This is a genomic window from Klebsiella sp. KP20-425-1 (assembly GCF_025813515.1).
In the GTDB taxonomy this organism is placed as follows: Bacteria; Pseudomonadota; Gammaproteobacteria; order Enterobacterales; family Enterobacteriaceae; genus Klebsiella; species Klebsiella pneumoniae.
The window spans coordinates 3,720,107-3,741,291 of record NZ_CP109614.1 but is presented as its reverse complement, the minus strand read 5'-3'; the positions used below and the strand labels follow the sequence as shown (position 1 = coordinate 3,741,291).

The window sequence follows — 21,185 nt, the reverse complement described above, 5'->3', positions numbered from 1 at the left end:
AGGCCCGCTCCCCCTGTGGCCTGAGCCACAGGAGGTCTTGCGGTTACTTATTCTCCATGACCGCTTTCTGGGCGACCACCGCCGCTTTCTGCTGCATCCGGTTTTGCATCTGATCGATAATGACCGCCACAATAATCACGATCCCTTTGATGACCATCTGCCAGAACTCGCTCACCCCCATCATCACCAGCCCGTCGGCGAGAAAACCGATGACAAACGCACCAATCAGCGTACCCAGAATGGTTCCCCGGCCGCCGGCCAGCGATGTTCCGCCCAGTACGACGGCGGCGATAGCATTCATCTCAAAAGCGGTACCGTTAGCCGGATGGCTGGCCAGCAGCTGCGCGGAGACCACGATCCCGGCAATGGCGGCGCAAAAACCGGACAGCGTGTAGACCAGCACTTTAATTTGCTTCACTTTCACGCCGGAAAGCTCGGCGGCGCGCTCGTTGTCACCGATCGCATAAACATGGCGGCCAAAAGGCAAACGCCGGGCGATATAGGCGATGATCAGCGCCAGGAGGATCATCAGCCAGATGGCCCACGGGATGCCAAAGAGCGCACCTGCGCCAATTTCATCGAAACCCGTGTTGCCCAGCTGCGGATTGCCCGCGAGCCCGGGGAAGGTTTGGCCATCAGAGGTCAGCATCGCGGCTCCGCGGAGCACATACATGGTACCGAGGGTGCAGATAAACGGCGCCACATTGTAGCGGGTAATGATCCAGCCATTAACGGCGCCAATCAGGGCGCCTATCAGCAGCACCAGGGGCACAATGACCCACACGCTTGGAAAAATGGCGATGCCGAACATCGGCAGGACGATCCCTTTGGTGATAAGCCAGCCGGCTATCATTCCGCAGAGACCGAGCGTGGCGCCAATCGAGAGGTCGATACCGGCGGTGATAATGACAAAGGTGATCCCCAACGCCAGAAAGGCGTTAATCGCAATGTGTTTAATCATAATCACCATGCTGCCAGCGGATAAAAATCCGGGCACGGTCATCGTGAAGAAGCCGACAATCAGAAACAGCGCGATAAAGGTGCGCAGTTTTAATAACAACAGCAGGATATTTTCACGGGAGAGAGAGGCTCCGCCGCGCGGCGCCAGTGCGACCGATTGTGTCATTTTCATCTTAGAACCCCTGAGCGCTTGCTGAAACCAGCGCCGACTCTTCGGCCTGGTCACGAACGATATCGGCGGTCAGTTTGCCGCCTGACATCACCAGGATACGGTCAGAGACCGCCATGATTTCTTTTAAATCGGAGGTGGAGAACACCACCGCCATTCCCTGCTGCGACAATTGCACCATCATGCGAAACACATCCCCCTTGGCGCCGATGTCGATTCCGCGCGTAGGCTCGTCAAGAAACAGCACCTTCGGATTGGTTAACAGCGAACGGCCAATAACCACCTTTTGCTGATTGCCGCCGCTGAGCGCCTGGATCTCGACTTCTGGTGATGAGACCTTGATGGATAGATTGCCAATTGTGCTGGCGACGACGGCCTCTTCCTCTTTATTGGCAATGGTTACCCCGCGCTGAAGACGACGCCACAGGCTGGCAATGGTCAGATTGCTGGCGACTGAAGAGATCGGAAAAATCCCGGTCCGCTTACGATCTTCCGGCACCAGACTCATGCCCATGCGGATGCGTTCGGCCGTGGTTAACCGCTGGGGAACCGGTTTGCTGTCCAGCCAGATCTTGCCAAAGTAGTGGCGCGCTGTCCCCAGCAGACATTCAAACAGCTCGGTTCGTCCGGCGCCCATCAGGCCGTAGATCCCAATAATTTCACCGGCATGTGCTTTAAAACTGACGTTATCCACCACCGTATTGCCCGCGGCATTCACGCAGGTCAGGTTCTCCACTTCCAGCAGTGGGGCACCGAAGCGGCGATTCGGGGGAAGAAAATGACTTACCGGATCGCTTCCCAGCATTTCACGGACGATCCATGGCACATCAATTTCACTCACCCTGGCCTCCGCCTGGAATTTGCCGTCACGCAGAATGGTAATGACGTCGCCGATGGCCATCAGCTCTTCCAGACGGTGTGAGATGTAGATAATGGACACCCCCTGACGCGTCAGCTCGCGGATGACCCGAAACAGGATATCCACCTCGGTTTTGCTTAAGGCGGATGTAGGCTCATCAAGGATCAGAATGTCCGCATTTTCCGCCAGCGCTTTGGCTATCTCAACCAACTGCTGCTGACCGACCTTCAGGTTACCCACCAGCTCCCGCGGCGAGATCGGCTGATCGAGTCGCTGCAACAGCTCCGCGGCTTGTCGTTCCTGCTCTGCTTCGTTAATTGGCGTAAGCCCGCGCTGTAGCTCGCGACCAAGAAAGATATTTTCCGCGACGCTAAGATTTTCAAACAGGTTCAGCTCCTGGTGGACCATACCAATGCCGTGGGCGGCGGCCTCGCGGGTGCTGGAGAAATGGACTATGTTGCCGTTGAGTTCCATTTCGCCCAGGCTCGGCTGTTGCACACCGGCGAGAATTTTCATGAGCGTTGATTTACCCGCGCCATTTTCGCCGATGATCACGTTAACTTTGCCACGCCAGACGTTGTAGTCGACGTTATCCAGGGCCACCGTGCCGGGGAACAGCATGGAAATACCACGGGTGCGTAAAATGATTTCCTCTGCGGGTGAACTGGCCATCAGCGCGCCTCCTGTTTTAGCTCAAGAGCGGCCGCATCCTGCAGGCTGCCGTTAACCACCGTGACCGCAAAGAGAATATCGATAGGCTTGCCTGTCCAGCTCGCGTCCACTGTCGGCAACGATTTTATTGCCTCCCGGTTGTAGGCGCGTGAAAGCTGCGCAAACTGCACCTGGTTGGTAAAGTCTTCAAATTTAAAACCGCTGGCATCGCGAATGGCGTTGCCTCTCATGACAGGACCCAACTGCACGACCAACGGCTGGCCCAGTAGCGTAAGAGTGAGCTTTTGCTCGCGTGGGTTGCTGACGTCAGTCCCGGTCACCTCGCTGTTCAGGCGGACAAAGACGCTCTGTGGCGTAGCGCCAGACGCCTGGCGCACTTTTTCCAGCGCAGTCGCGTCCAGCGCATGTTGGTTCGCTGCGTCAATCACTCGAGATTGCCAGGTTTGTTGCGCGATCTGCTGCGGGGTGAGATGGTCGAAGCTGGGTTTCGCGTTCGGGTCGGCAGGCAGCACTGGCTTGCCATTCTCATCTAAGTCCACCACCGTGCAGGCCGTCAGCAACAGGGCGGCGCAGCCCATCAGCACGGCGCCCCATTGTTTTAACCGCATCATTTCCGCCTTACTCGCTGAGGTTGAACATGTTGAGTTTTTTCGCATTGCCACTATCGATGAGGATGCAGTCCATCAACTGCTTCTCTTCTTTCTGGGCTTTCCCGTTCTTCAGGAAAAAGTCCGCCTGTTCCACGGCCATTTGCGCCTGCTTCCAGCCGGGCTGGAGAACTGTGGCCTTAATGTTGCCCTGCTTGAGTATCGAGTCGCGCGTGTAGTCGCTGCCGTCGAAGCCGACAACAATCACGTCGTTTTTACCCGCGGCTTTCAGCGCCGCTTCCGCCCCCAGCGCCATGGTATCGTTGCCGGAAATCACGCCGACGATATCCGGATTCGTCTGCAGAATGGCTTCCATACGGGTAAAGGCCTCCGTCTGGCTCCAGTTCGCCGTCTGCTGGGCGACCATTTTCATTTCCGGATAGTCGTCCAGCACATCGTGATAACCCTGCGAGCGGACGCTGGCGTTAGTGTCTGACTGACGACCTAATAGTTCGACATACTTGCCTTTACCGTTGAGGAGACTGGCAAACTTTTCTGCGCCAAGCTGGGCGCCCTGATAGTTGTTAGAGACGATCTGCGCCACGGCGACGCCGGTTTTATTGATCTCCCTGTCGATTAAAAATGCCGGCACACCTGCCGCTTTTGCTTTTTCCAGCGGGCCGACGGTAGCATCCGCGCCAGCATTATCAAGGATGATGGCTTTGGCTTTCCGCGCAATAGCCGTTTCAATCAGTTGGTTTTGTTTGTTGACGTCGTCGTCGTGAGAGGCGACCAGGGTGCTGTAACCCAGTTCTTTTGCTTTCGCCGCTGCGCCGTCAGCCTCGGCTTTAAAGAAAGGATTATCATGTGAAGGGGTAATGATTGCGATCAGGCCATTATCGGCGGCGAAAAGTGAGCCAGATGCGGCCATCATGGAGGCAAACAGAACAGACTTTATCAGGGTAGTTTTCATTATTATCTCCGCATTGAATATATATTCAATAATGATTTATTATTCAATGTAACCATAAAGCGGCCAGTCAGAACTGTCTACGGTTTGCACAGGTAATTTCTTAAAAAGCGAAAAGGATCACGCTTCGCGAGTCGGGCAGGTACAGGTAATAACGAGATCGTCTTTTATCAGATGATTGATTTGAAGGGGGAAATCAGCAAGTTGCAGGGAGAAGCTGGCGGTAAAACGTAAATGGATCTGCTGCGTAGTGAGTGCCACAATCCGGGCGCTGTGGAAGCCGGGCAGGCCGGAAGCGTGTGAGGACCAGGCCTTAAACCCACTCTCTTTTGCCGAAAACGCCAGCGTCAGCGCCAGCGGGAAGGGCAGGCCGCTGTGCAGCAGCGCCGTTTTTTCCGCCGGGCTGATAATGCTGCTCTCCAGCTCCGCGGCCAGCTGTGGGGTAAACCGGCGCTCGATATCGACGCCCACCGGCCGATCGGCGATCACCGCCAGCGCGCGCTGGCCGCAATGACTTATGCTGCCGAACCAGGGCGTGGGCCACAGCGGCTGGCGCCGATCGCCGATGGCGGGAAGCCGTTTCTCCCCCACCTCGCGCAGGGCGTATGCCGCGGCGATGCGTCCGGCCAGGTGCTCCGCCTGCCGCTTGCGGCCCCACCCGGTCAGGCTGGCGTGATAGGGCAGCCAGAACAGATCTTCAGGCTGGAAAGTCGCCGGGTCGAAGTCGATCTGCTGGATGGTATAGCCGGCCAGAGGCAAAACGGTGCGATGGTGGCGCATAGGATAAGGTTACCGCGGTTGCCCCCGCCCTTTGTCCAGCAAGGGCGGGGGAGGGAGAACCCGCTATCAGAAGTGGGTGTTGACGCTCAGGTACCAGGTGCGGCCCGATTCATTGTAGGTCTCGGCGCCGGCGCCGTACATCGTGCCGGTGGCGCCCCCGGTGGTCTGGGCGTTGCCCGCGCGCCAGTGGCGCTTATCGAAGACGTTATCCACGCCGCCGGTCAGACTGACGTATTTGGTGACGTCCCAGGTCGCGCTCAGGCCGAGGATGCTGTAGGGGCTAACCTCGTTCTTCTCGCTGCCGGTGACCGGTTGACCCTTGTAGTTGTACTTCTTCGGCTCCTGCTTGCCGTACCAGGTGAAGGTCGACTGCAGCGAAACGTCATCGCGAACCTGCCAGCTCAGGGTGGAGTTCAGCGTGTATTCCGGGATAATCGACAGACGATCGCCGGTCTTTTTGTTCTTACTCTGCAGCATATAGGTGATGTTGTTGGTCCAGTTGACGGTCTCGCTCACCGGAACGTTCAACGTCCCCTCCAGACCTTCCACCACCGCTTTCGGCACGTTTTCCCACTGGTAGAGATCGGTACCTTTATTGTTTTGATAGACCGGAGCATAGCCCGCTTCAATCTTGTTGCGGTAGTCGTTGCGGAACCAGGTGACGCCCGCCAGCCAGCCGTCGCGTTTAAACTCGAGGCCAATCTCTTTGTTGATGCTGGTCTCGGCTTTTAAGTCGTCGTTACCCTGCAGATAGCAGCCGTCTTTACTGGCGTAGCAGCCCTGGCCTTTACTGTAGAGAATGTAGTTCGGGTTGGTCTGATACAGGCTCGGCGCTTTATAGGCGCGGGCGATGCCCATCTTCAGCGTGAAGTCATCCCACAGGCCCTGCGACAGGTTGAGGGACGGGCTCCAGTTATTGCCGACGATGCTGTGATGATCGAAACGCAGCGCCGGGGTCAGCATGGTGGTGTCGGTCAGCTCCATGTTGTTCTCAGCGAACAGCGAGAAGATTTCCGCCTGCGAGTACGGGCTGCGGCCGGTGCTGTCGTAGCCCGGGATGCTGCCGCCCGACAGCGCCTGGGTATTGGAGGCGTTATCCTTCATCCGCTGCTGGTTCCACTCGCTGCCCAGCGTCAGGTTCTGATTAACCAGATAGTCGAAGGGAATGCTGACTTCGCTGTGCAGCATCACATCCGCCAGATCGATATCCGTGAACTGGTTGCTGTTAAAGATCCCCTCGGTGCCGCCGGCCAGGCCTTCGCCTTTGCGCGAGTTGCGGGTGCGTTCGTACTGCGCCCAGTTGCTGGTGGTCACCCCGTTGTCCCAGGCGCCGTTCCAGGTAACCGAGTAGGTGTTGCGATACAGACGGTTGGTCTCTTTGCCGTAGTTCTCTTTTACCAGGTCGTTGGAGTTGGTGTTCTGGGTGTCGCCGGCGTAGAGGTTGCCCTGGCGGCTGTAGCCGGCCTCAAACTCCAGCGACTGCATCGGAGCGAATTCCCAGCGCACCAGACCATCGATGTTTTTGTTTTTCACCCCTTCGCGCCCGGCCGGCAGAGTATCGGCATAGATCCCGGTACGCTCGGACTGATGGCCCTGGTTGATATCCCAGGCGTCGGCCTGCGTTTTGTCGAGGTTACCGAACAGGCGGAAGCTAAAATCGCCGCCCAGCGGGCCGCTGAGGCTGAAGTTAGTGCGTTTGGTGGAGCCTTCATCCTTGTGCTCCGGGGCGTTCATATAGGTGTTCCATGAGCCGTGCCACTCATCGCCGGTTTTTTTGGTGATGATATTCACCACGCCGCCGGCGGCGCCGTTGCCGTAGCGGGCGGCGGCCGGGCCGCGAATCACTTCGATACGTTCGATCATCTCCGGCGGCACCCAGCTGGTATCGCCGCGGGTGTCGCGCTCGCCGCGCCAGCCAAGGCGCACGGAGTTGCGGCTGGTGACCGGCTTGCCGTCGATCAGGATCAGGGTATTTTCCGGGCCCATGCCGCGGATATCAATCTGGCGGTTGTTGCCGCGCTGGCCGCTGGTGGAGTTGCCGGTCAGGTTGACTCCCGGCATGGTGCGAATGATCTCCGAGACGTCGCGCGCCGGGGGGCGTTTGCGGATCTCATCGGCGGTGATGGTGGAGACGCCCGGCGCCTGCAGGTTCTGCTCGGCGGCGGTGACCACCATGGTCTCTTCAGCGGCGCTGTTTTTATCGTCGGTGGCGGTTTCCGCTGCGCTTAACGGAAAAGCAACCCCGTAAATTCCCAGATTGACCAGCAAGGCCAGGGATTTGATCCTGTTATTCATTGTTATTCCTGCTTTTTGTCGCCACGTTCCCCAAACGCCCCTTCCCACCGGGAGGGGAGGCGGCATAAATGTTGCCAAAAGCGGGCAAAGGCACTCCGTCGCTGGCTGAATAGGCCCGATTTGACATGTTCTGATGAAAGACGCGCTTCCCACGGCGCGCTAATACGCTATTGCAAATGCAAATAGTTATCAATAATATTATCAATAAATAATGACAATTAATTAAAAAAGTCACGCTATACATAGGGTTAATGACAGAATGTTAAGGACAGGAAGCGAGGAGTGGTGGCAAACCCTGCGGGGGCCGCAGTGCCGCGCAGTGGATGACGCCATCGAGGTAACGTTCTGGTGGCGGGACCCGGCGGGGGATGAAACCTGCTCTCCCCATCGTCGGGTATGGCTCTATATCACCGGCGTGACCGACCACCATCAGAATGCGCGTCCGCAATCGCTGCAACGTCTCCCCGGGACCGACGCCTGGTTCTGGCGCACTACGCTGTCGCCGACCTGGCGCGGCAGCTACTGTTTTATTCCCTCCGACCGTGACGATGATTTTTCCCCTGAGGTGTTCAGCGCTGATGCGCCCGACCGCGCGCTGCTACGCGAAGGCTGGCGCAAACTGCTGCCGCGGGCGATAGCCGATCCGCTGAACCCGCACAGCTGGCGGGGCGGACGCGGCCATGGCGTGTCCGCCCTGGAGATGCCGCAGGCCCCCGCGCAGCCCGGCTGGGACCCGCTTAATGAGGCGCATCCTGCCGCCCGTTGCCTTGAGTGGCGCAGCGCGCGTCTGGGCAACCATCGCCGGGTCTGGATCTACACCACCGGCGAGGCTGTCGACCCGCAAACGCGGCCGCTGGCGATCCTGCTCGACGGCCAGTTCTGGGCCGAGAGCATGCCGGTGTGGTCGCCGCTGGCCGCCCTGACCCGCGAGGGGAGACTGCCGCCGGCGGTCTACCTGCTGATCGACGCGATCGACAACCAGCGCCGCGGGGTTGAGCTGCCCTGTCACCGCGATTTCTGGCTGGCGGTGCAGGAGGAGCTCCTGCCGCTGGTCCACGGCTATGCCCCGTTCAGCGACCGCCCGGATCGGACGGTGGCGGCCGGGCAAAGCTTCGGCGGTCTGGCGGCGATGTTCGCCGCTCTCAACTGGCCGCAGCGCTTTGGCTGCGTGCTCAGCCAGTCAGGCTCCTACTGGTGGCCGCACCGCGATGGCCGCGGGACGGGCTTTATCGGCGAACAGCTTCGCCAGGGTGAGGTGTCCGCGGCCGGGCTGCGCGTCTGGCTGGAAGCGGGCCAACGCGAACCGATCATTTTTCGCGCGAACCAGGCGCTACTGGCGCAACTCATCACAACACAGCAGACGATTTTCTGGCGTCAGGTTGACGGCGGGCATGATGCGCTTTGCTGGCGCGGCGGGCTGACGGCAGGGCTTATCCAGCTCTGGCAGCCTCTGCTGTCGCACCCTTAGCATCGCGTTTTACGACAGGAGTTTGATATGCAATTCAGTAACCCCTTCGACAATCCGCAAGGGCAGTTTTACATTCTGCGCAATGATCAACAGCAGTACAGCCTGTGGCCGGCGCATTGCGACCTGCCTGCCGGCTGGACGGTGGTGTGCCCCCCGCAGTCGGCCGAGGCCTGCAACGCCTGGCTGGCGGCCAACTGGTCGACACTGACCCCCGCCCATCATGCGTCATAAGGAGCTGACAATGACCACTCGTTTACCGCTGGTTGCCGCGCAGCCGGGGATCTGGATGGCCGAGCGCCTCTCCACTCTGCCAGGCGCCTGGAGCGTAGCCCACTATGTTGAACTACGCGGCGCCCTCGATCCGACGCTGCTGGGAAAAGCGATTGTCGCCGGTCTGCAGCAGGCGGACACCCTCAGCCTGCGCTTTGAGGAAGAGGAGGGGGAAGTCTGGCAGTGGCTGGCGGCCGACCGCACCTTTGGCGAACCGTCGATCATTGACCTGCGGACGGCGCCGGATCCGCATCGCGCCGCCACGGAGCGGATGCAGGCGGATCTGGCGCAGGATCTGCGCGTCGACGGCGGCAACCCGCTGGTGTGCCATCAGCTGCTGCGCGTCGGCGACGACCGCTGGTACTGGTATCAGCGTTATCACCACTTGCTGGTGGATGGCTTCAGCTTCCCGGCGATAACCCGGCAGATCGCCGCCATTTATCGCGCCTGGCAGCGGGGGGAAGCTACTCCTGAGTCGCCTTTCACCCCCTTCGCCGAGGTGGTGGACGAGTACCTGCGCTACGCCGGCAGCGAGGCCTGGCAGCGGGATAAAGCTTTCTGGCAGGCCCAGCGCCAGGCGTTACCGGCGCCTGCCTCACTCTCTGCCGCGCCGCTGGGCGGGCGCGCCGCCGGGAGCGATATCTGGCGGATGAAGCTGGAGATGAACGCCGACGGCTTCCGCCGCCTGGCCAGCCATGCGCCGCAGTGTCAGCCCGCTGATCTGGCGCTGGCGCTCACCACGCTGTGGCTGGGCCGCCTGTGCAACCGGATGGACTACGCGGCGGGCTTTATCTTTATGCGCCGGATGGGTTCAGCCGCGCTGACCTCGACGGGGCCGGTGCTCAATGTCCTGCCTCTGGCGGTGCATATTGACGCCCGGGAGACGCTGGCGGACCTGGCGATGCGCCTCGCCGGTCAGCTGAAAAAGATGCGCCGCCATCAGCGCTATGACGCCGAGCAGATCGTCCGCGACAGCGGCAAAGCGGCAGGGGACGAACCGCTGTTCGGCCCGGTGCTGAACGTCAAAGTCTTTGATTACCAGCTGGATATCGATGGTGTGCAGGCAGTGACCCACACCCTCGCCACCGGCCCGGTCAACGATCTCGAGCTGGCGCTGTTCCCGGATGAGACCGGCGGGCTGTCGCTGGAGATCCTCGCCAACAAGGCCCGGTACGACGAAGCCGAGCTTCGTCGCCACATGGCGCGACTGACCGCGCTGCTGGCGCAGTTCGCCGCCGATCCGGCGCTGCGCTGCGGCGAAGCAGAGATGCTCTCCGCCGACGAGCTGGCCCGGCTGGCGGCGGTCAACGATACCGTTGTGCCGCTGCCTGCCACCACCCTCAGCGCGCTGGTGGCCGACCAGGCGCGGAAGACCCCGGATGCGCCGGCGCTGGCGGATGCCCGCTGGCAGTTCAGCTATCGCGAGATGCGTCAGCAGGTGGTGGCGCTCGCGCAGCTGCTGCGTCAGCGCGGCGTGAAGCCTGGGGACAGCGTGGCGGTGGCCCTGCCGCGCTCGGTGTTCCTGACCCTGGCGCTGCACGGCATTGTCGAAGCGGGGGCCGCCTGGCTGCCGCTGGACACAGGCTACCCGGACGACCGCCTGCGGATGATGCTGGAAGACGCCCGGCCGTCGCTGCTGATCGCCACGGAGGATCAACTGGCCCGCTTCAGCGATATTCCGGGGCTGGAAAGCCTCTGCTACCAGCAGCCGCTGGCCGCCGGGGATGACGCGCCGCTGGCGCTGTCAAAACCAGACCATACCGCCTACATCATCTTTACCTCCGGCTCCACCGGGCGGCCGAAAGGGGTGATGGTCGGCCAGACCGCCATCGTCAACCGCCTGCTGTGGATGCAGGATCGCTATCCGTTATCTGCCGACGACGTGGTGGCGCAGAAAACGCCGTGCAGTTTCGACGTGTCGGTGTGGGAATTCTGGTGGCCGTTTATCGCCGGCGCGCAGCTGGTGATGGCCGAGCCGGAGGCGCACCGCGACCCGCAGGCGATGCAGCAGTTCTTCGCCCGCTACGGCGTGACCACCACCCACTTTGTGCCGTCGATGCTGGCGGCGTTTGTCGCCTCGCTGGATGCCGACAGCGTCGCTGCCTGCCGCACGCTGCGGCGGGTATTCTGCAGCGGCGAAGCGCTGCCGACGGAATTGTGCCGCGAGTGGGAGCGCTTAACCGGCGCGCCGCTGCATAACCTGTACGGCCCGACGGAGGCGGCGGTGGACGTCAGCTGGTACCCGGCCTGCGGATCTGAGCTGGCGGCGGTGACCGGCAGCAGCGTGCCGATTGGCTGGCCGGTGTGGAACACCGGGCTGCGCATTCTCGATGCCGCGATGCGCCCGGTGCCGCCGGGGGTGGCGGGGGATCTTTATCTCACCGGCATCCAGCTGGCGCAGGGCTATCTGGGGCGCCCGGATCTCACCGCCAGCCGCTTTATCGCCGACCCGTTTGCCCCCGGCGAGCGGATGTATCGCACCGGCGACGTGGCGCGCTGGCTGACGAACGGCGCGGTGGAGTACCTTGGCCGCAGCGACGATCAGCTGAAGATCCGCGGGCAGCGCATCGAGCTTGGCGAGATTGATCGGGTGATGTCGGCCCTGCCGGACGTGGGGCAGGCGGTGAGTCATGCCTGCGTCTTCAACCAGGCGGCGGCGACCGGCGGCGATGCCCGGCAGCTGGTGGGCTATCTGGTCTCTGACTCCGGCCTGCCGCTGGATACCGCGGCGCTGAAAGCGCGGCTGGCGGAACAGCTGCCGCCGCATATGGTGCCGGTGGTGCTGATGCAGCTCGCCGACCTGCCGCTGAGCGCCAACGGCAAACTGGACCGCAAAGCGCTGCCGCTGCCGACCCTCGGCGGCGAGCGCAGCGGCCGGCCGCCGGAGCCCGGCATGGAAACTCTTGTCGCCGCCGCCTTCAGCCAGCTGCTGGGCTGCGAGGTGAACGATATCGACGCCGATTTCTTCGCCCTTGGCGGTCATTCGCTGCTGGCGATGCGCCTGGCGGCACAGCTCAGCCGCCAGCTGGCGCGGCAGGTGACCCCGGGGCAGGTGATGGTGGCCTCGACGGTGGGCAAACTGAGCGCGCTGCTGGCCGCCGATCTCAGCGATGAGCAGGCCCAGCGCCTGGGGCTGGATACGCTTCTGCCGCTGCGCGAGAGCGACGGCCCGACGCTGTTCTGCTTCCATCCCGCCTCCGGCTTCGCCTGGCAGTTCAGCGTGCTGGCGCGCTATCTCAGCCCGCGCTGGTCGATTACCGGTATTCAGTCGCCGCGCCCGCAGGGGCCGATGGCCAGCGCCGCCAGCCTCGACGAGGTCTGCGAGCATCATCTGCGCACGCTGCTGGCGCAGCAGCCGCACGGCCCTTATTACCTGTTCGGGTATTCGTTGGGCGGCACCTTAGCCCAGGGGATTGCCGCCCGCTTGCGCCAGCGCGGCGAAGCGGTGGCCTTCCTCGGCCTGCTGGATACCTGGCCGCCGGAGACGCAAAACTGGGCAGAGAAAGAGGCCAACGGGCTGGATCCCGAGGTACTGGCGGAGATCGACCGCGAGCGCGAGGCGTTCCTCGCCGCCCAGCAGGGGCAAGCCTCTGGCGAGCTGTTCAGCGCCATCGAAGGCAACTATGCCGATGCGGTGCGGCTGTTAACCACCGCGCACAGCGCGAAGTTTGACGGCAAGGCGACGCTGTTCGTGGCGGAGAAGACGCGGCAGGAGGGGATGGATCCGCAGGTCGTATGGGGCCCGTGGGTGGGGGAACTGGAGGTGTTCAGCCAGAACTGCGCCCACGTCGATATCATCTCCCCGCAGGCCTTTGAGGCCATCGGTCCGGTGGTCAGGGAGATTCTGGGGTAACGGTTGAGTTCGGGCTACAGCAGGTAGCCCGGCTCAGCGTAGCGCAAGCCGGGGAAAGAGGAGATTACCGGCGGCCCAGCGGGACCACCAGCGGCGTATGCGCCACCGGATCTTCAATGATCGTGCAGCGCAGACCGTAAATCCGTTCAATCAGATCGGCGGTGACGATCTCCTTCGGCGCCCCCTCGGCGACGATCCTGCCGTCGCGCAGGGCGATCAGGTGGGTGGCGTAGCGGCAGGCCTGGTTAAGATCGTGCAGCACCGCCGCCAGGGTATAGCCCTTCTCGCGATTCAGCTCGCTCAACAGTTCCAGCAGGTCGATCTGATGGCTGATGTCCAGCCAGGTGGTCGGCTCATCCAGCAGCATAATCGCCGTTTCCTGGGCCAGCACCATCGCAATCCACGCCCGCTGCCGCTGGCCGCCGGAAAGCGTGTCGACGCTCTGCTGCGCCAGATCGCTGATCCCGGTCGCCCGCATCGCCTTGTTCACCGCCTCTTCATCTTCTTTGCGCCAGCGGGTAAACAGCGGCTGGTGCGGATAGCGCCCGCGGGCCACCAGCTCCTGCACCGTGATATCGCCAGGGGTGGTGGCATTCTGCGCCAGCAGCCCGATGCGGCGGGCAACCTCTTTACTGGCGTACTGCTGGATCTGCGCGCCGTCGAGCCAGACGTGGCCGCTGGCCGGCGTCATCAGGCGACTGAGGGTGCGCAATAGCGTCGACTTGCCGCAGCCGTTGGGGCCGATAATGGCGGTGAAGTGACCGTCAGGGATGGTCACGTTCAGCGACTCGGCGATGGTCTTGTTCCCGTAGGCCAGGGTTAACTGCTCGCCGCGCAAACGGGAGGGGACAGCACTCATTTTTTGCGGGACTCCTGAATCAACAATGCAATAAGGTAAATACCGCCGAGGCTGACGGTTAACACGCCAACCGGCAGCTGCCACGGCATAAACAGCCGTTGGGCGCCGTAATCGGCCAGCGCCAGCAGCAGCGCGCCGCACAGGGCCGACTGGGTCAGTCCCCAGCGGGCCGTGCCGCTCAGGCGGCGGGCGATATGCGGCGCCACCAGCGCGATAAATGAGATCGGCCCGGCCAGCGCCGTCGAGGCGGCGGTGAGCACCACCGCCACCAGCATCAGCAGCAGGCGCGAACGCTCGACCTGCACCCCCAGCGCGCAGGCGGTATCGTCGCCCATCTCCAGCAGTCGCATCCGGCGAACCAGCAGGGCGCTGCCCACCAGCATCAACAGGATCAGCGGCGCCGACGGCCAGGTTTTACCCCACGTCAGGCCATTAAGCGATCCGGCGTTCCACAGGCCCGCAGAAAGGGCGGTCTCCAGCGAGGCGCGCAGCAGCAGCCAGGTGTTGAATGCCACCAGCATGGCGCGCACGCCGATGCCGATAATGATCAGGCGGAAGGTTTCGATCCCGTTGCGCCAGGCCAGCAGCCAGACCACCAGCGAGGTCAGCACCCCGCCGGCCATCGCCGCCAGGGCGATCGCCGTCAGGTTCTGGCCGAAGAGGACCATCGCCACCAGCACGCCGCTCCAGGCGCCGGTGTTAAAGCCCATCACGTCCGGGCTGCCGAGCGGGTTACGGGTCAGCGACTGGAAAATGGCGCCGCTGACGCCGAGCGCGGCGCCAATGAGCAGCGCCATTAACACCCGCGGCAGCCGCCATTCGTTCACCACCATCGCGACGTTGCGCGGCGCATCGCCGAACAGCGCCGAGAACACCTGGTCAATCGTCAGGGGCACCGGGCCTTGCGCCAGCCCGAGCAGGGAAATCAGTAGGCTGGCGGCCATCAGCAGAAGGCAACTGGCTATCAGGCGGCGGGACGGGGCAATCACAGGCCACCTCCCCGCGGCTGGCGGCGCACCAGCCAGATCAGCACCGGCGCGCCGAGAAAGGCGCTCACCACCGATACCCGCAGTTCGCCGGGCACCAGCAGGCGGCCAATCACGTCGGCAAACAGCAGCAGGGCCGGGGTGGCGAGCAGGGTGACCGGCAGCGACCAGCGATGATCGGCCCCCACCAGCCAGCGCGCCATATGCGGCATCATCAGGCCGATAAAGGCGATGGGGCCGACGACGGCGGTGGCGCTGCCGCACAGGACGGTGATGACGATCAGGCCGATCAGCTGGGTACGGGCGACGCGGCTGCCGAGGGCGGTGGCGGTATCGTTGCCCAGGCTCAGGCTGTTCAGCGCCCGGCTCAGCAGCAGAGCGGCGATCCCCGCCACCACTACCGGCAGCAGGACAATTTTCAGCGTTTGCAGGGTGCGGATATCCAGCGAACCGGCCTGCCAGAAGCGTAGCTGATCGTAGACGTCCGGGTTGAGCAGGGCGATGCCGTTGGACAGCCCCTCGAGTACCGCCGCAAGGGCGACCCCGGCGAGAGTGAGGCGCACCGGGCTCAGCTGACCGCCGCCCTGGCTGCCGGTAAAGGCTACCAGCAGCGAGGCGCAGAGCGCGCCGCAGAATGCCAGCAGCAGCTGCTCCTGCGGGGAAGTGATCCCAAACAGCGCCGCGCCGAGGACGATGGCGAAGCTGGCGCCGGAGTTGACCCCCAGCAGGCCGGGGTCGGCCAGCGGGTTGCGGGTGAGCGTCTGCATCAGCGCGCCGGCGAGGCCGAGGGCGACGCCGGCCAGCAGACCGGCCAGAGTGCGCGGCAGGCGCGCGTCCAGCACGATAGTGCAATCAGCGCTTTGACAGGTTCCGCTGAAGGCGGTGAATACCGTGCCGATCGGCAACGATTTGGCGCCGATGGTCAGGCTAAGCGCGGCGGCTAAGGCGAGTAATAGCAACAATCCGGGCACGGCGACAGAGCGTACCGCGGTCGTAGAAAACGACATAACTGACATCCCTGATATGATAATGATAGTAATTATCGTTATCGATTTTATTCAGCTATGGTAGCATGACCCACAGTAAAAAGGGTATTAAAAATAACGACAAGGCGCTGTAATGAACCGACAATCCTGGCTGCTCAATCTCAGCCTGCTGAAAACTCACCCGGCGTTTCGCGCCGTTTTTATCGCTCGCTTTATCTCTATTCTGTCGCTTGGCCTGCTGGGCGTGGCCATTCCGGTGCAGATCCAGATGATGACCCATTCGACCTGGCAGGTCGGGCTGTCGGTGACGCTGACCGGGGCGTCGATGTTTGTTGGTCTGATGGTGGGGGGCGTGCTGGCTGACCGCTATGAACGTAAACGCCTGATCCTGCTGGCGCGCGGCACCTGCGGCGTGGGCTTTGTCGGCCTGTGTCTGAACGCCCTGTTGCCGGAGCCGTCGCTGGCGGCGATCTACCTGCTGGGGATCTGGGACGGGTTCTTCGCCTCGTTGGGGGTGACCGCGCTGCTGGCGGCGACCCCGGCGCTGGTGGGACGGGAAAACCTGATGCAGGCCGGGGCCATCACTATGTTGACGGTGCGCCTGGGCTCGGTGATTTCGCCGATGATCGGCGGCCTGCTGCTGGCCACCGGCGGCGTGGCCTGGAACTTCGGCCTGGCGGCGGCGGGGACCTTTATCACCACCTTAACCCTGCTGCGTCTGCCGCAGCTGCCGCCGCCTCCGCAGCCGCGCGAGCATCCGCTGCGCTCCCTGCTGGCGGGGCTGACCTTCCTCTGCCGGAGCCCGCTTATCGGCGGGATTGCGCTGCTTGGCGGTCTGCTGACCATGGCCAGCGCGGTGCGGGTGCTCTATCCGGCGCTGGCCGGTAGCTGGCAGATGTCGGCCGGACAGATTGGCCTGTTGTACGCCGCTATTCCGCTCGGTGCGGCGCTGGGGGCGTTGACCAGCGGCCAGCTGGCCCAGACGGTGCGGCCGGGCGCGCTGATGCTGGCGACCACGGTGGGATCGTTTGTCGCCATTGCGCTGTTCAGCCTGATGCCGCACTGGGCATTGGGCGCGCTGTGCCTGGCGCTGTTTGGCTGGCTGAGCGCTATTAGCTCGCTGCTGCAGTACACCCTGATCCAGACCCAGACGCCGGAACATATGCTCGGGCGGATTAACGGTCTGTGGACCGCGCAAAACGTCACCGGCGACGCCATCGGCGCGGCGCTGCTCGGCGGCTTAGGGGCGGTGATGACGCCGGCGGCATCCGCCAGCGCCAGCGGCTGGGCGCTGGCGCTTGTCGGTGTGCTGCTGGTTGGGTTGCTACGCGAGCTGCGCCGTTTCCAGCGCCCGGAAATTGTCAACGAAAGTTAAGTCGGGTGCGCTTGCCCGGTGGCGGCTGCGCCTTACCGGGCCTACGGTCTGGACTGGGGGACGCTGGCATTGTAGGCCGGGCAAGCGCCGCGCCGCCCGGCAAGGTGTGCAGGCCGAGTGCCCGTCCTGATGGCGTAGCCCGCGTTAGCCGAACAGGCTGGAGAGACGCTGGAGCACCAGCAGAGCGCTGTAGTAGTCAAGGCGGAAGGTCTCGGTGCCCAGCGGGTAGACGCGTTTGCCTGCGACCGCCGGGAGATGCGCCAGCAGCGGGTTAGCGTAGATGGCATCCGCATCTTTCTGGTCGCCGGCGAACAGGAACAGGCTCTGGCCGTTCAGACCGGCCGCGAGGTTCTCCCCGCCCAGTTGCACGATATCGTGGCGTTTACCCTGGCTATGGCTGGCGGGCAGGCCGCCCGGCAGCGTCGCCAGGCTAAAGCCCAGCTGTTCGAGCATCTGCCCCTGAGCCGATTCCGGCGTCCAGATATTGGCGCTGTGCGCGGCGGCGGTATAGACCAGGGCGGTCACCGGCTGCGGCGGCAGTTTCATTTTTTCTTTTAACGAAACGAGCTGTTTATTGAAGTCGGCAATGCGCGCGCTGGCCTGTTGTTCATGACCGGTGATCTGCCCCAGCTGGGTGAGCAGGGTTTGCCAGCTTTTATCGTCATAGTTGATGACCAGCGTCGGGGCGATGGTTTTAAGCTGATCGTACAGTGGCAGGGCGGAGTCGCCACCGGTCGCGCTCACCAGGATCAGATCCGGCATCTGGGCGGCCACCGCTTCGGCGCTTGGTTCGCCGATGTACAGCCGCGCCAGCTTGCGGGCTTTGGCAACCTCGCTCCACTGGCGCAGAAAGCCCTGGCTATCGGCGACGCGGTTATTCGGCGTGGTCGCGCCGCTGGCGACCACCGGAGCGTCAATCGCCAACAGCGAACCGGTAAGCGTCACGCTGGTGGAGACAATGCGCAGCGGCTGACTCGGCAGGGTATGCGTCCCGTAGCTGTCGGTGACCTGGCGCGGCCAGTCCGCCGCCTGGGCTGAGGTAATTCCTAAAAGCAACAGCATGCCGGTCAGCGCACCGCGGCGGCAGAAAGAAAAGAAGTTCACGTCATCGCATCCTGATTTGAAAGGTGATAAATGCGTCTCATTTTCAACTTTGTGTCAGCAGGATGCAAGCCAAAGTGGCGGCGCCATGACGTAACGCGGTTGACATGGCGGGCAATACCTTTTAGGTTAGCCAACCAAAATATAAATGATAATTATTCTTAATATCTTTATCGTTTTTGGAGGATGATATGGAAACGTCACTGGCTGAGGATGTAAAGAAACCGACCCGGACCCTGTCGCCGGACAGCTTCTTCTTTATGTCGCCGTACCGCAGTTTTACCACTTCAGGCTGCTTCCGTCGCTTCTCACAGCCCGCCGTTGGCGGCGATGCGCTGAACGGCGAGTTCCAGCAGCAGATGGCGGCCGCCTTTGCCGAGGCCCGGGCGGCGGGGATCCGCAAGCCGGTGATGGTCGGGGCTATCCCGTTCGACACCTGTCAGCCTTCCGAGCTCTATATCCCCGAGCGCTGGGAAGCGTTCTCTCGCCCGGAAAAGCAGCGTTCCGCCCGCTATGCCGCGCCGCTGGAGGCGATGGAGGTGGTGGAGCGTCGGGAGATCCCGGAGCAGGACGCGTTTTTAGCCATGGTGGAACGCGCCGCCGCGCTGACCGCCACCCCGGAAGTCGACAAAGTGGTGCTATCAAGGCTTATCGATATTACCACCCGCGACCGCGTCGACAGCGGCGCGCTGATGGAGCGACTGATCGCCCAGAACCCCGCCAGCTTTAACTTCCACGTGCCGCTCTCCGACGGCGGCGTGCTGCTGGGCGCCAGCCCGGAGCTGCTGCTGCGTAAAGAAGGACAGCACTTCAGCTCTCTGCCGCTGGCCGGCTCCGCCCGTCGCCAGCCGGACGATGTGCTGGACCGGGAAGCAGGCAACAGGCTGTTGGCCTCCGGCAAAGATCGCCACGAGCACGAGCTGGTGACCCAGGCGATGAAGAGCGTGCTGGGCCCGCGCAGCAGTCAGCTGTCGCTACCGGAGTCGCCGCAGCTGATTACCACCCCGACGCTCTGGCATCTGGCGACGCCGATCGCAGGTACCGCGCTGGCGGAAGAAAACGCCATGTCGCTGGCCTGTCTGCTGCACCCGACGCCGGCGCTGAGCGGTTTCCCGCATCAGGCGGCGAAGCGCCTGATTGCTGAACTGGAACCCTTCGATCGCCAGCTGTTCGGCGGCATCGTCGGCTGGTGCGATGACGAAGGCAACGGCGAGTGGGTGGTGACTATCCGCTGCGCGCGTCTGCAGCAGCGTACGCTGCGCCTGTTTGCCGGCGCGGGCATTGTTCCGGCCTCCTCGCCGCTGGGCGAATGGCGCGAAACCGACGTCAAACTGACCACCATGCTTAACGTATTTGGCTTGAACTAAGAGGCAAGGATGATTGCATTTACCCGTTGGCCGGAAGAGTTTGCGGCCCGCTATCGTCAAAAAGGCTACTGGCAGGATCTGCCGTTAACCAATCTGATCACCCGTCACGCGGAAAACGACGCCGTGGCGATTATCGATGGCGAGCGGCAGATTAGCTACCGCCAGTTTAACCAGCTGGTGGACAACCTCGCCTGCTCGCTGCAGCGCCAGGGACTGAAGCGCGGGGAGACCGCGCTGGTGCAGTTGGGCAATGTCGCCGAGTTTTACATGACCTTCTTTGCGCTGCTGCGCATCGGCGTCGCGCCAGTGAACGCTTTGTTCAGCCACCAGCGCAGCGAACTTAATGCCTACGCCGCGCAGATTAAACCGGCGCTGCTGATTGCCGATCGCGAGCACGCTCTGTTTGCTGACGATAGCTTTCTCCACGCGTTTATCGCGGAACATCCTTCCCTGCGCGTCGCACTGTTGCGTAACGACGGCGGCGAGCGCGATCTGGCGACGGAGATTAACCGCCCGGCGGATAACTTTATCGCCAATCCAACCCCTGCCGACGAAGTGGCCTTTTTCCAGCTCTCCGGCGGCAGCACCGGGACGCCGAAGCTTATCCCACGCACCCATAACGATTACGACTACAGTATCCGCCGCAGCAATGAGATCTGCGGGATTAACGCTGAAACGCGCTACCTCAACGCGCTGCCGGCGGCGCATAACTATGCGATGAGTTCCCCGGGTTCGCTCGGCGTCTTCCTCGCCGGCGGGCGGGTGATCCTCGCCGCTGACCCGAGCGCCACGCTCTGTTTCCCGCTGATCGAAAAACATCAGGTTAACGTCGCGTCGCTGGTGCCGCCGGCGGTCAGCCTGTGGCTGCAGGCGATTCACGAATGGGGCAGCAACGCCCAGCTGCAATCGCTGCAGCTGCTGCAGGTCGGCGGCGCGCGCCTGTCAGCGACCCTCGCCGCGCGCATTCCGGCGGAAATCGGCTGCCAGCTGCAGCAGGTGTTCGGCATGGCGGAGGGGCTGGTGAATTACACCCGCCTTAACGATAGCCCGGAGCGGATCATCAATACCCAGGGCTGTCCGATGTGCCCGGACGATGAAGTGTGGGTAGCGGATGCCGACGGCAACCCGCTGCCGCGCGGCGAAGTGGGCCGTCTGATGACCCGCGGCCCTTATACCTTCCGCGGCTATTACAACAGTCCGCAACATAACGCTGAAGCCTTTGATGCCGATGGATTTTACTGCTCCGGTGATCTGATTTCGATCGATGAAGATGGCTATATCACCGTCCAGGGCCGGGAAAAAGATCAGATCAACCGCGGCGGCGAGAAGATCGCCGCTGAAGAGATCGAAAACCTGCTGCTGCGCCATGAGGCGGTGATCCACGCCGCGCTGGTCAGCATCGAAGACAATCTGCTGGGCGAGAAAAGCTGCGCTTATCTGGTGGTGACCTCGCCGCTGCGCGCCGTCGCCGTGCGCCGCTTCCTGCGCGAGCAGGGGGTGGCGGAATTTAAACTGCCGGACCGCGTGGAGTGCGTTGCCGCGCTGCCGCTGACGCCGGTGGGCAAAGTCGATAAAAAACAATTACGTCAGTGGCTGGCCGAAGGCAAGCTGGGCTGAAGGAGAACAGA

Annotated in this window: 16 protein-coding genes; 6 read left to right on the top strand and 10 right to left on the bottom strand. The window is 62.6% G+C overall.

Translation table 11 applies throughout. The annotated features are described in order from the left end of the window. Positions 1–43: 43 nt before the first annotated feature. From OHJ17_RS18435 to fepA, 6 genes are all read right to left on the bottom strand, one after another. Positions 44–1,132 (bottom strand): ABC transporter permease, encoded by a 1,089-nt coding sequence (locus OHJ17_RS18435; RefSeq protein ID WP_004885708.1) that lies wholly within the window; start codon positions 1,130–1,132, stop codon positions 44–46. Between the two features lies 1 nt (position 1,133). Then, the gene (locus OHJ17_RS18430) at positions 1,134–2,660 is read right to left on the bottom strand and encodes a sugar ABC transporter ATP-binding protein (RefSeq protein WP_012068418.1); all 1,527 of its coding nucleotides are present in this window, start codon (positions 2,658–2,660) and stop codon (positions 1,134–1,136) included. Beyond that, the gene (locus tag OHJ17_RS18425; protein ID WP_025368359.1) at positions 2,660–3,268 is read right to left on the bottom strand and encodes a DUF2291 family protein; all 609 of its coding nucleotides are present in this window, start codon (positions 3,266–3,268) and stop codon (positions 2,660–2,662) included. The genes OHJ17_RS18430 and OHJ17_RS18425 overlap by 1 nt, the downstream gene beginning before the upstream one ends. A 10-nt stretch (positions 3,269–3,278) precedes the next feature. Beyond that, positions 3,279–4,220, bottom strand: coding sequence for a D-ribose ABC transporter substrate-binding protein (locus OHJ17_RS18420; RefSeq protein ID WP_004178959.1), 942 nt, complete (start codon positions 4,218–4,220; stop codon positions 3,279–3,281). A gap of 117 nt (positions 4,221–4,337) precedes the next feature. Continuing rightward, positions 4,338–4,997: an enterobactin synthase subunit EntD gene (entD, locus tag OHJ17_RS18415; protein WP_012068421.1), complete on the bottom strand. Its 660-nt coding sequence runs from the start codon at positions 4,995–4,997 to the stop codon at positions 4,338–4,340. 66 nt (positions 4,998–5,063) lie between these two features. After that, positions 5,064–7,292 (bottom strand): siderophore enterobactin receptor FepA, encoded by a 2,229-nt coding sequence (gene fepA, locus OHJ17_RS18410; protein WP_012737617.1) that lies wholly within the window; start codon positions 7,290–7,292, stop codon positions 5,064–5,066. A gap of 259 nt (positions 7,293–7,551) precedes the next feature. Between fepA and fes the strand changes: the two genes are divergently transcribed. From fes to entF, 3 genes are read left to right on the top strand one after another with little or no spacing between them, the layout of a single operon-like run. Beyond that, complete coding sequence (fes, locus tag OHJ17_RS18405) at positions 7,552–8,760, top strand: enterochelin esterase (protein WP_023328714.1); 1,209 nt, start codon at positions 7,552–7,554, stop codon at positions 8,758–8,760. 27 nt (positions 8,761–8,787) lie between these two features. Next, positions 8,788–8,991, top strand: coding sequence for an MbtH family protein (locus tag OHJ17_RS18400; protein WP_004176919.1), 204 nt, complete (start codon positions 8,788–8,790; stop codon positions 8,989–8,991). A gap of 10 nt (positions 8,992–9,001) precedes the next feature. Then, positions 9,002–12,883: an enterobactin non-ribosomal peptide synthetase EntF gene (gene entF, locus OHJ17_RS18395; RefSeq protein ID WP_032432764.1), complete on the top strand. Its 3,882-nt coding sequence runs from the start codon at positions 9,002–9,004 to the stop codon at positions 12,881–12,883. A gap of 64 nt (positions 12,884–12,947) precedes the next feature. On the opposite strand, the gene fepC is transcribed toward entF, so the two are convergent. The 3 genes from fepC to fepD are packed head-to-tail and all read right to left on the bottom strand — an operon-like array spanning position 12,948 to position 15,735. Next, entirely contained in the window at positions 12,948–13,742 is a 795-nt protein-coding gene (gene fepC, locus OHJ17_RS18390; RefSeq protein ID WP_004223579.1) for an iron-enterobactin ABC transporter ATP-binding protein, read from the bottom strand. Further along, complete coding sequence (fepG, locus tag OHJ17_RS18385; protein WP_004147521.1) at positions 13,739–14,731, bottom strand: iron-enterobactin ABC transporter permease; 993 nt, start codon at positions 14,729–14,731, stop codon at positions 13,739–13,741. The genes fepC and fepG overlap by 4 nt, the downstream gene beginning before the upstream one ends. Further along, a complete protein-coding gene (gene fepD / locus OHJ17_RS18380; RefSeq protein WP_004176917.1) occupies positions 14,728–15,735 on the bottom strand; it encodes a Fe(3+)-siderophore ABC transporter permease in 1,008 nt (335 codons plus the stop codon). The genes fepG and fepD overlap by 4 nt, the downstream gene beginning before the upstream one ends. 112 nt (positions 15,736–15,847) lie before the next feature. Here fepD and entS point away from each other — a divergent pair, with 112 nt between their 5' ends. After that, positions 15,848–17,089, top strand: coding sequence for an enterobactin transporter EntS (gene entS, locus OHJ17_RS18375; RefSeq protein ID WP_004147525.1), 1,242 nt, complete (start codon positions 15,848–15,850; stop codon positions 17,087–17,089). Positions 17,090–17,233: 144 nt separating this feature from the next. Here entS and fepB read toward each other — a convergent pair whose 3' ends face one another. Beyond that, complete coding sequence (gene fepB, locus OHJ17_RS18370) at positions 17,234–18,193, bottom strand: Fe2+-enterobactin ABC transporter substrate-binding protein (protein ID WP_004147526.1); 960 nt, start codon at positions 18,191–18,193, stop codon at positions 17,234–17,236. A 188-nt stretch (positions 18,194–18,381) separates the two neighbouring features. Here fepB and entC point away from each other — a divergent pair, with 188 nt between their 5' ends. Beyond that, positions 18,382–19,557: an isochorismate synthase EntC gene (gene entC / locus OHJ17_RS18365; RefSeq protein WP_032432766.1), complete on the top strand. Its 1,176-nt coding sequence runs from the start codon at positions 18,382–18,384 to the stop codon at positions 19,555–19,557. A 9-nt stretch (positions 19,558–19,566) separates the two neighbouring features. Then, a complete protein-coding gene (entE, locus tag OHJ17_RS18360; RefSeq protein ID WP_032432768.1) occupies positions 19,567–21,174 on the top strand; it encodes a (2,3-dihydroxybenzoyl)adenylate synthase EntE in 1,608 nt (535 codons plus the stop codon). Positions 21,175–21,185: the final 11 nt, after the last annotated feature.

Bases quoted from the DNA above. Each gene is read 5' to 3' on its own strand.
- entE (WP_032432768.1), top strand. From the start codon at position 19,567: ATGATTGCATTTACCCGTTGGCCGGAAGAGTTTGCGGCCCGCTATCGT.
- entF (WP_032432764.1), top strand. From the start codon at position 9,002: ATGACCACTCGTTTACCGCTGGTTGCCGCGCAGCCGGGGATCTGGATG.
- OHJ17_RS18420 (WP_004178959.1), bottom strand. From the start codon at position 4,220: ATGAAAACTACCCTGATAAAGTCTGTTCTGTTTGCCTCCATGATGGCC.
- entC (WP_032432766.1), top strand. From the start codon at position 18,382: ATGGAAACGTCACTGGCTGAGGATGTAAAGAAACCGACCCGGACCCTG.
- OHJ17_RS18425 (WP_025368359.1), bottom strand. From the start codon at position 3,268: ATGCGGTTAAAACAATGGGGCGCCGTGCTGATGGGCTGCGCCGCCCTG.
- fepD (WP_004176917.1), bottom strand. From the start codon at position 15,735: ATGTCGTTTTCTACGACCGCGGTACGCTCTGTCGCCGTGCCCGGATTG.
- OHJ17_RS18435 (WP_004885708.1), bottom strand. From the start codon at position 1,132: ATGAAAATGACACAATCGGTCGCACTGGCGCCGCGCGGCGGAGCCTCT.
- fes (WP_023328714.1), top strand. From the start codon at position 7,552: ATGTTAAGGACAGGAAGCGAGGAGTGGTGGCAAACCCTGCGGGGGCCG.
- OHJ17_RS18400 (WP_004176919.1), top strand. From the start codon at position 8,788: ATGCAATTCAGTAACCCCTTCGACAATCCGCAAGGGCAGTTTTACATT.
- entD (WP_012068421.1), bottom strand. From the start codon at position 4,997: ATGCGCCACCATCGCACCGTTTTGCCTCTGGCCGGCTATACCATCCAG.
- fepC (WP_004223579.1), bottom strand. From the start codon at position 13,742: ATGAGTGCTGTCCCCTCCCGTTTGCGCGGCGAGCAGTTAACCCTGGCC.
- OHJ17_RS18430 (WP_012068418.1), bottom strand. From the start codon at position 2,660: ATGGCCAGTTCACCCGCAGAGGAAATCATTTTACGCACCCGTGGTATT.
- fepA (WP_012737617.1), bottom strand. From the start codon at position 7,292: ATGAATAACAGGATCAAATCCCTGGCCTTGCTGGTCAATCTGGGAATT.
- entS (WP_004147525.1), top strand. From the start codon at position 15,848: ATGAACCGACAATCCTGGCTGCTCAATCTCAGCCTGCTGAAAACTCAC.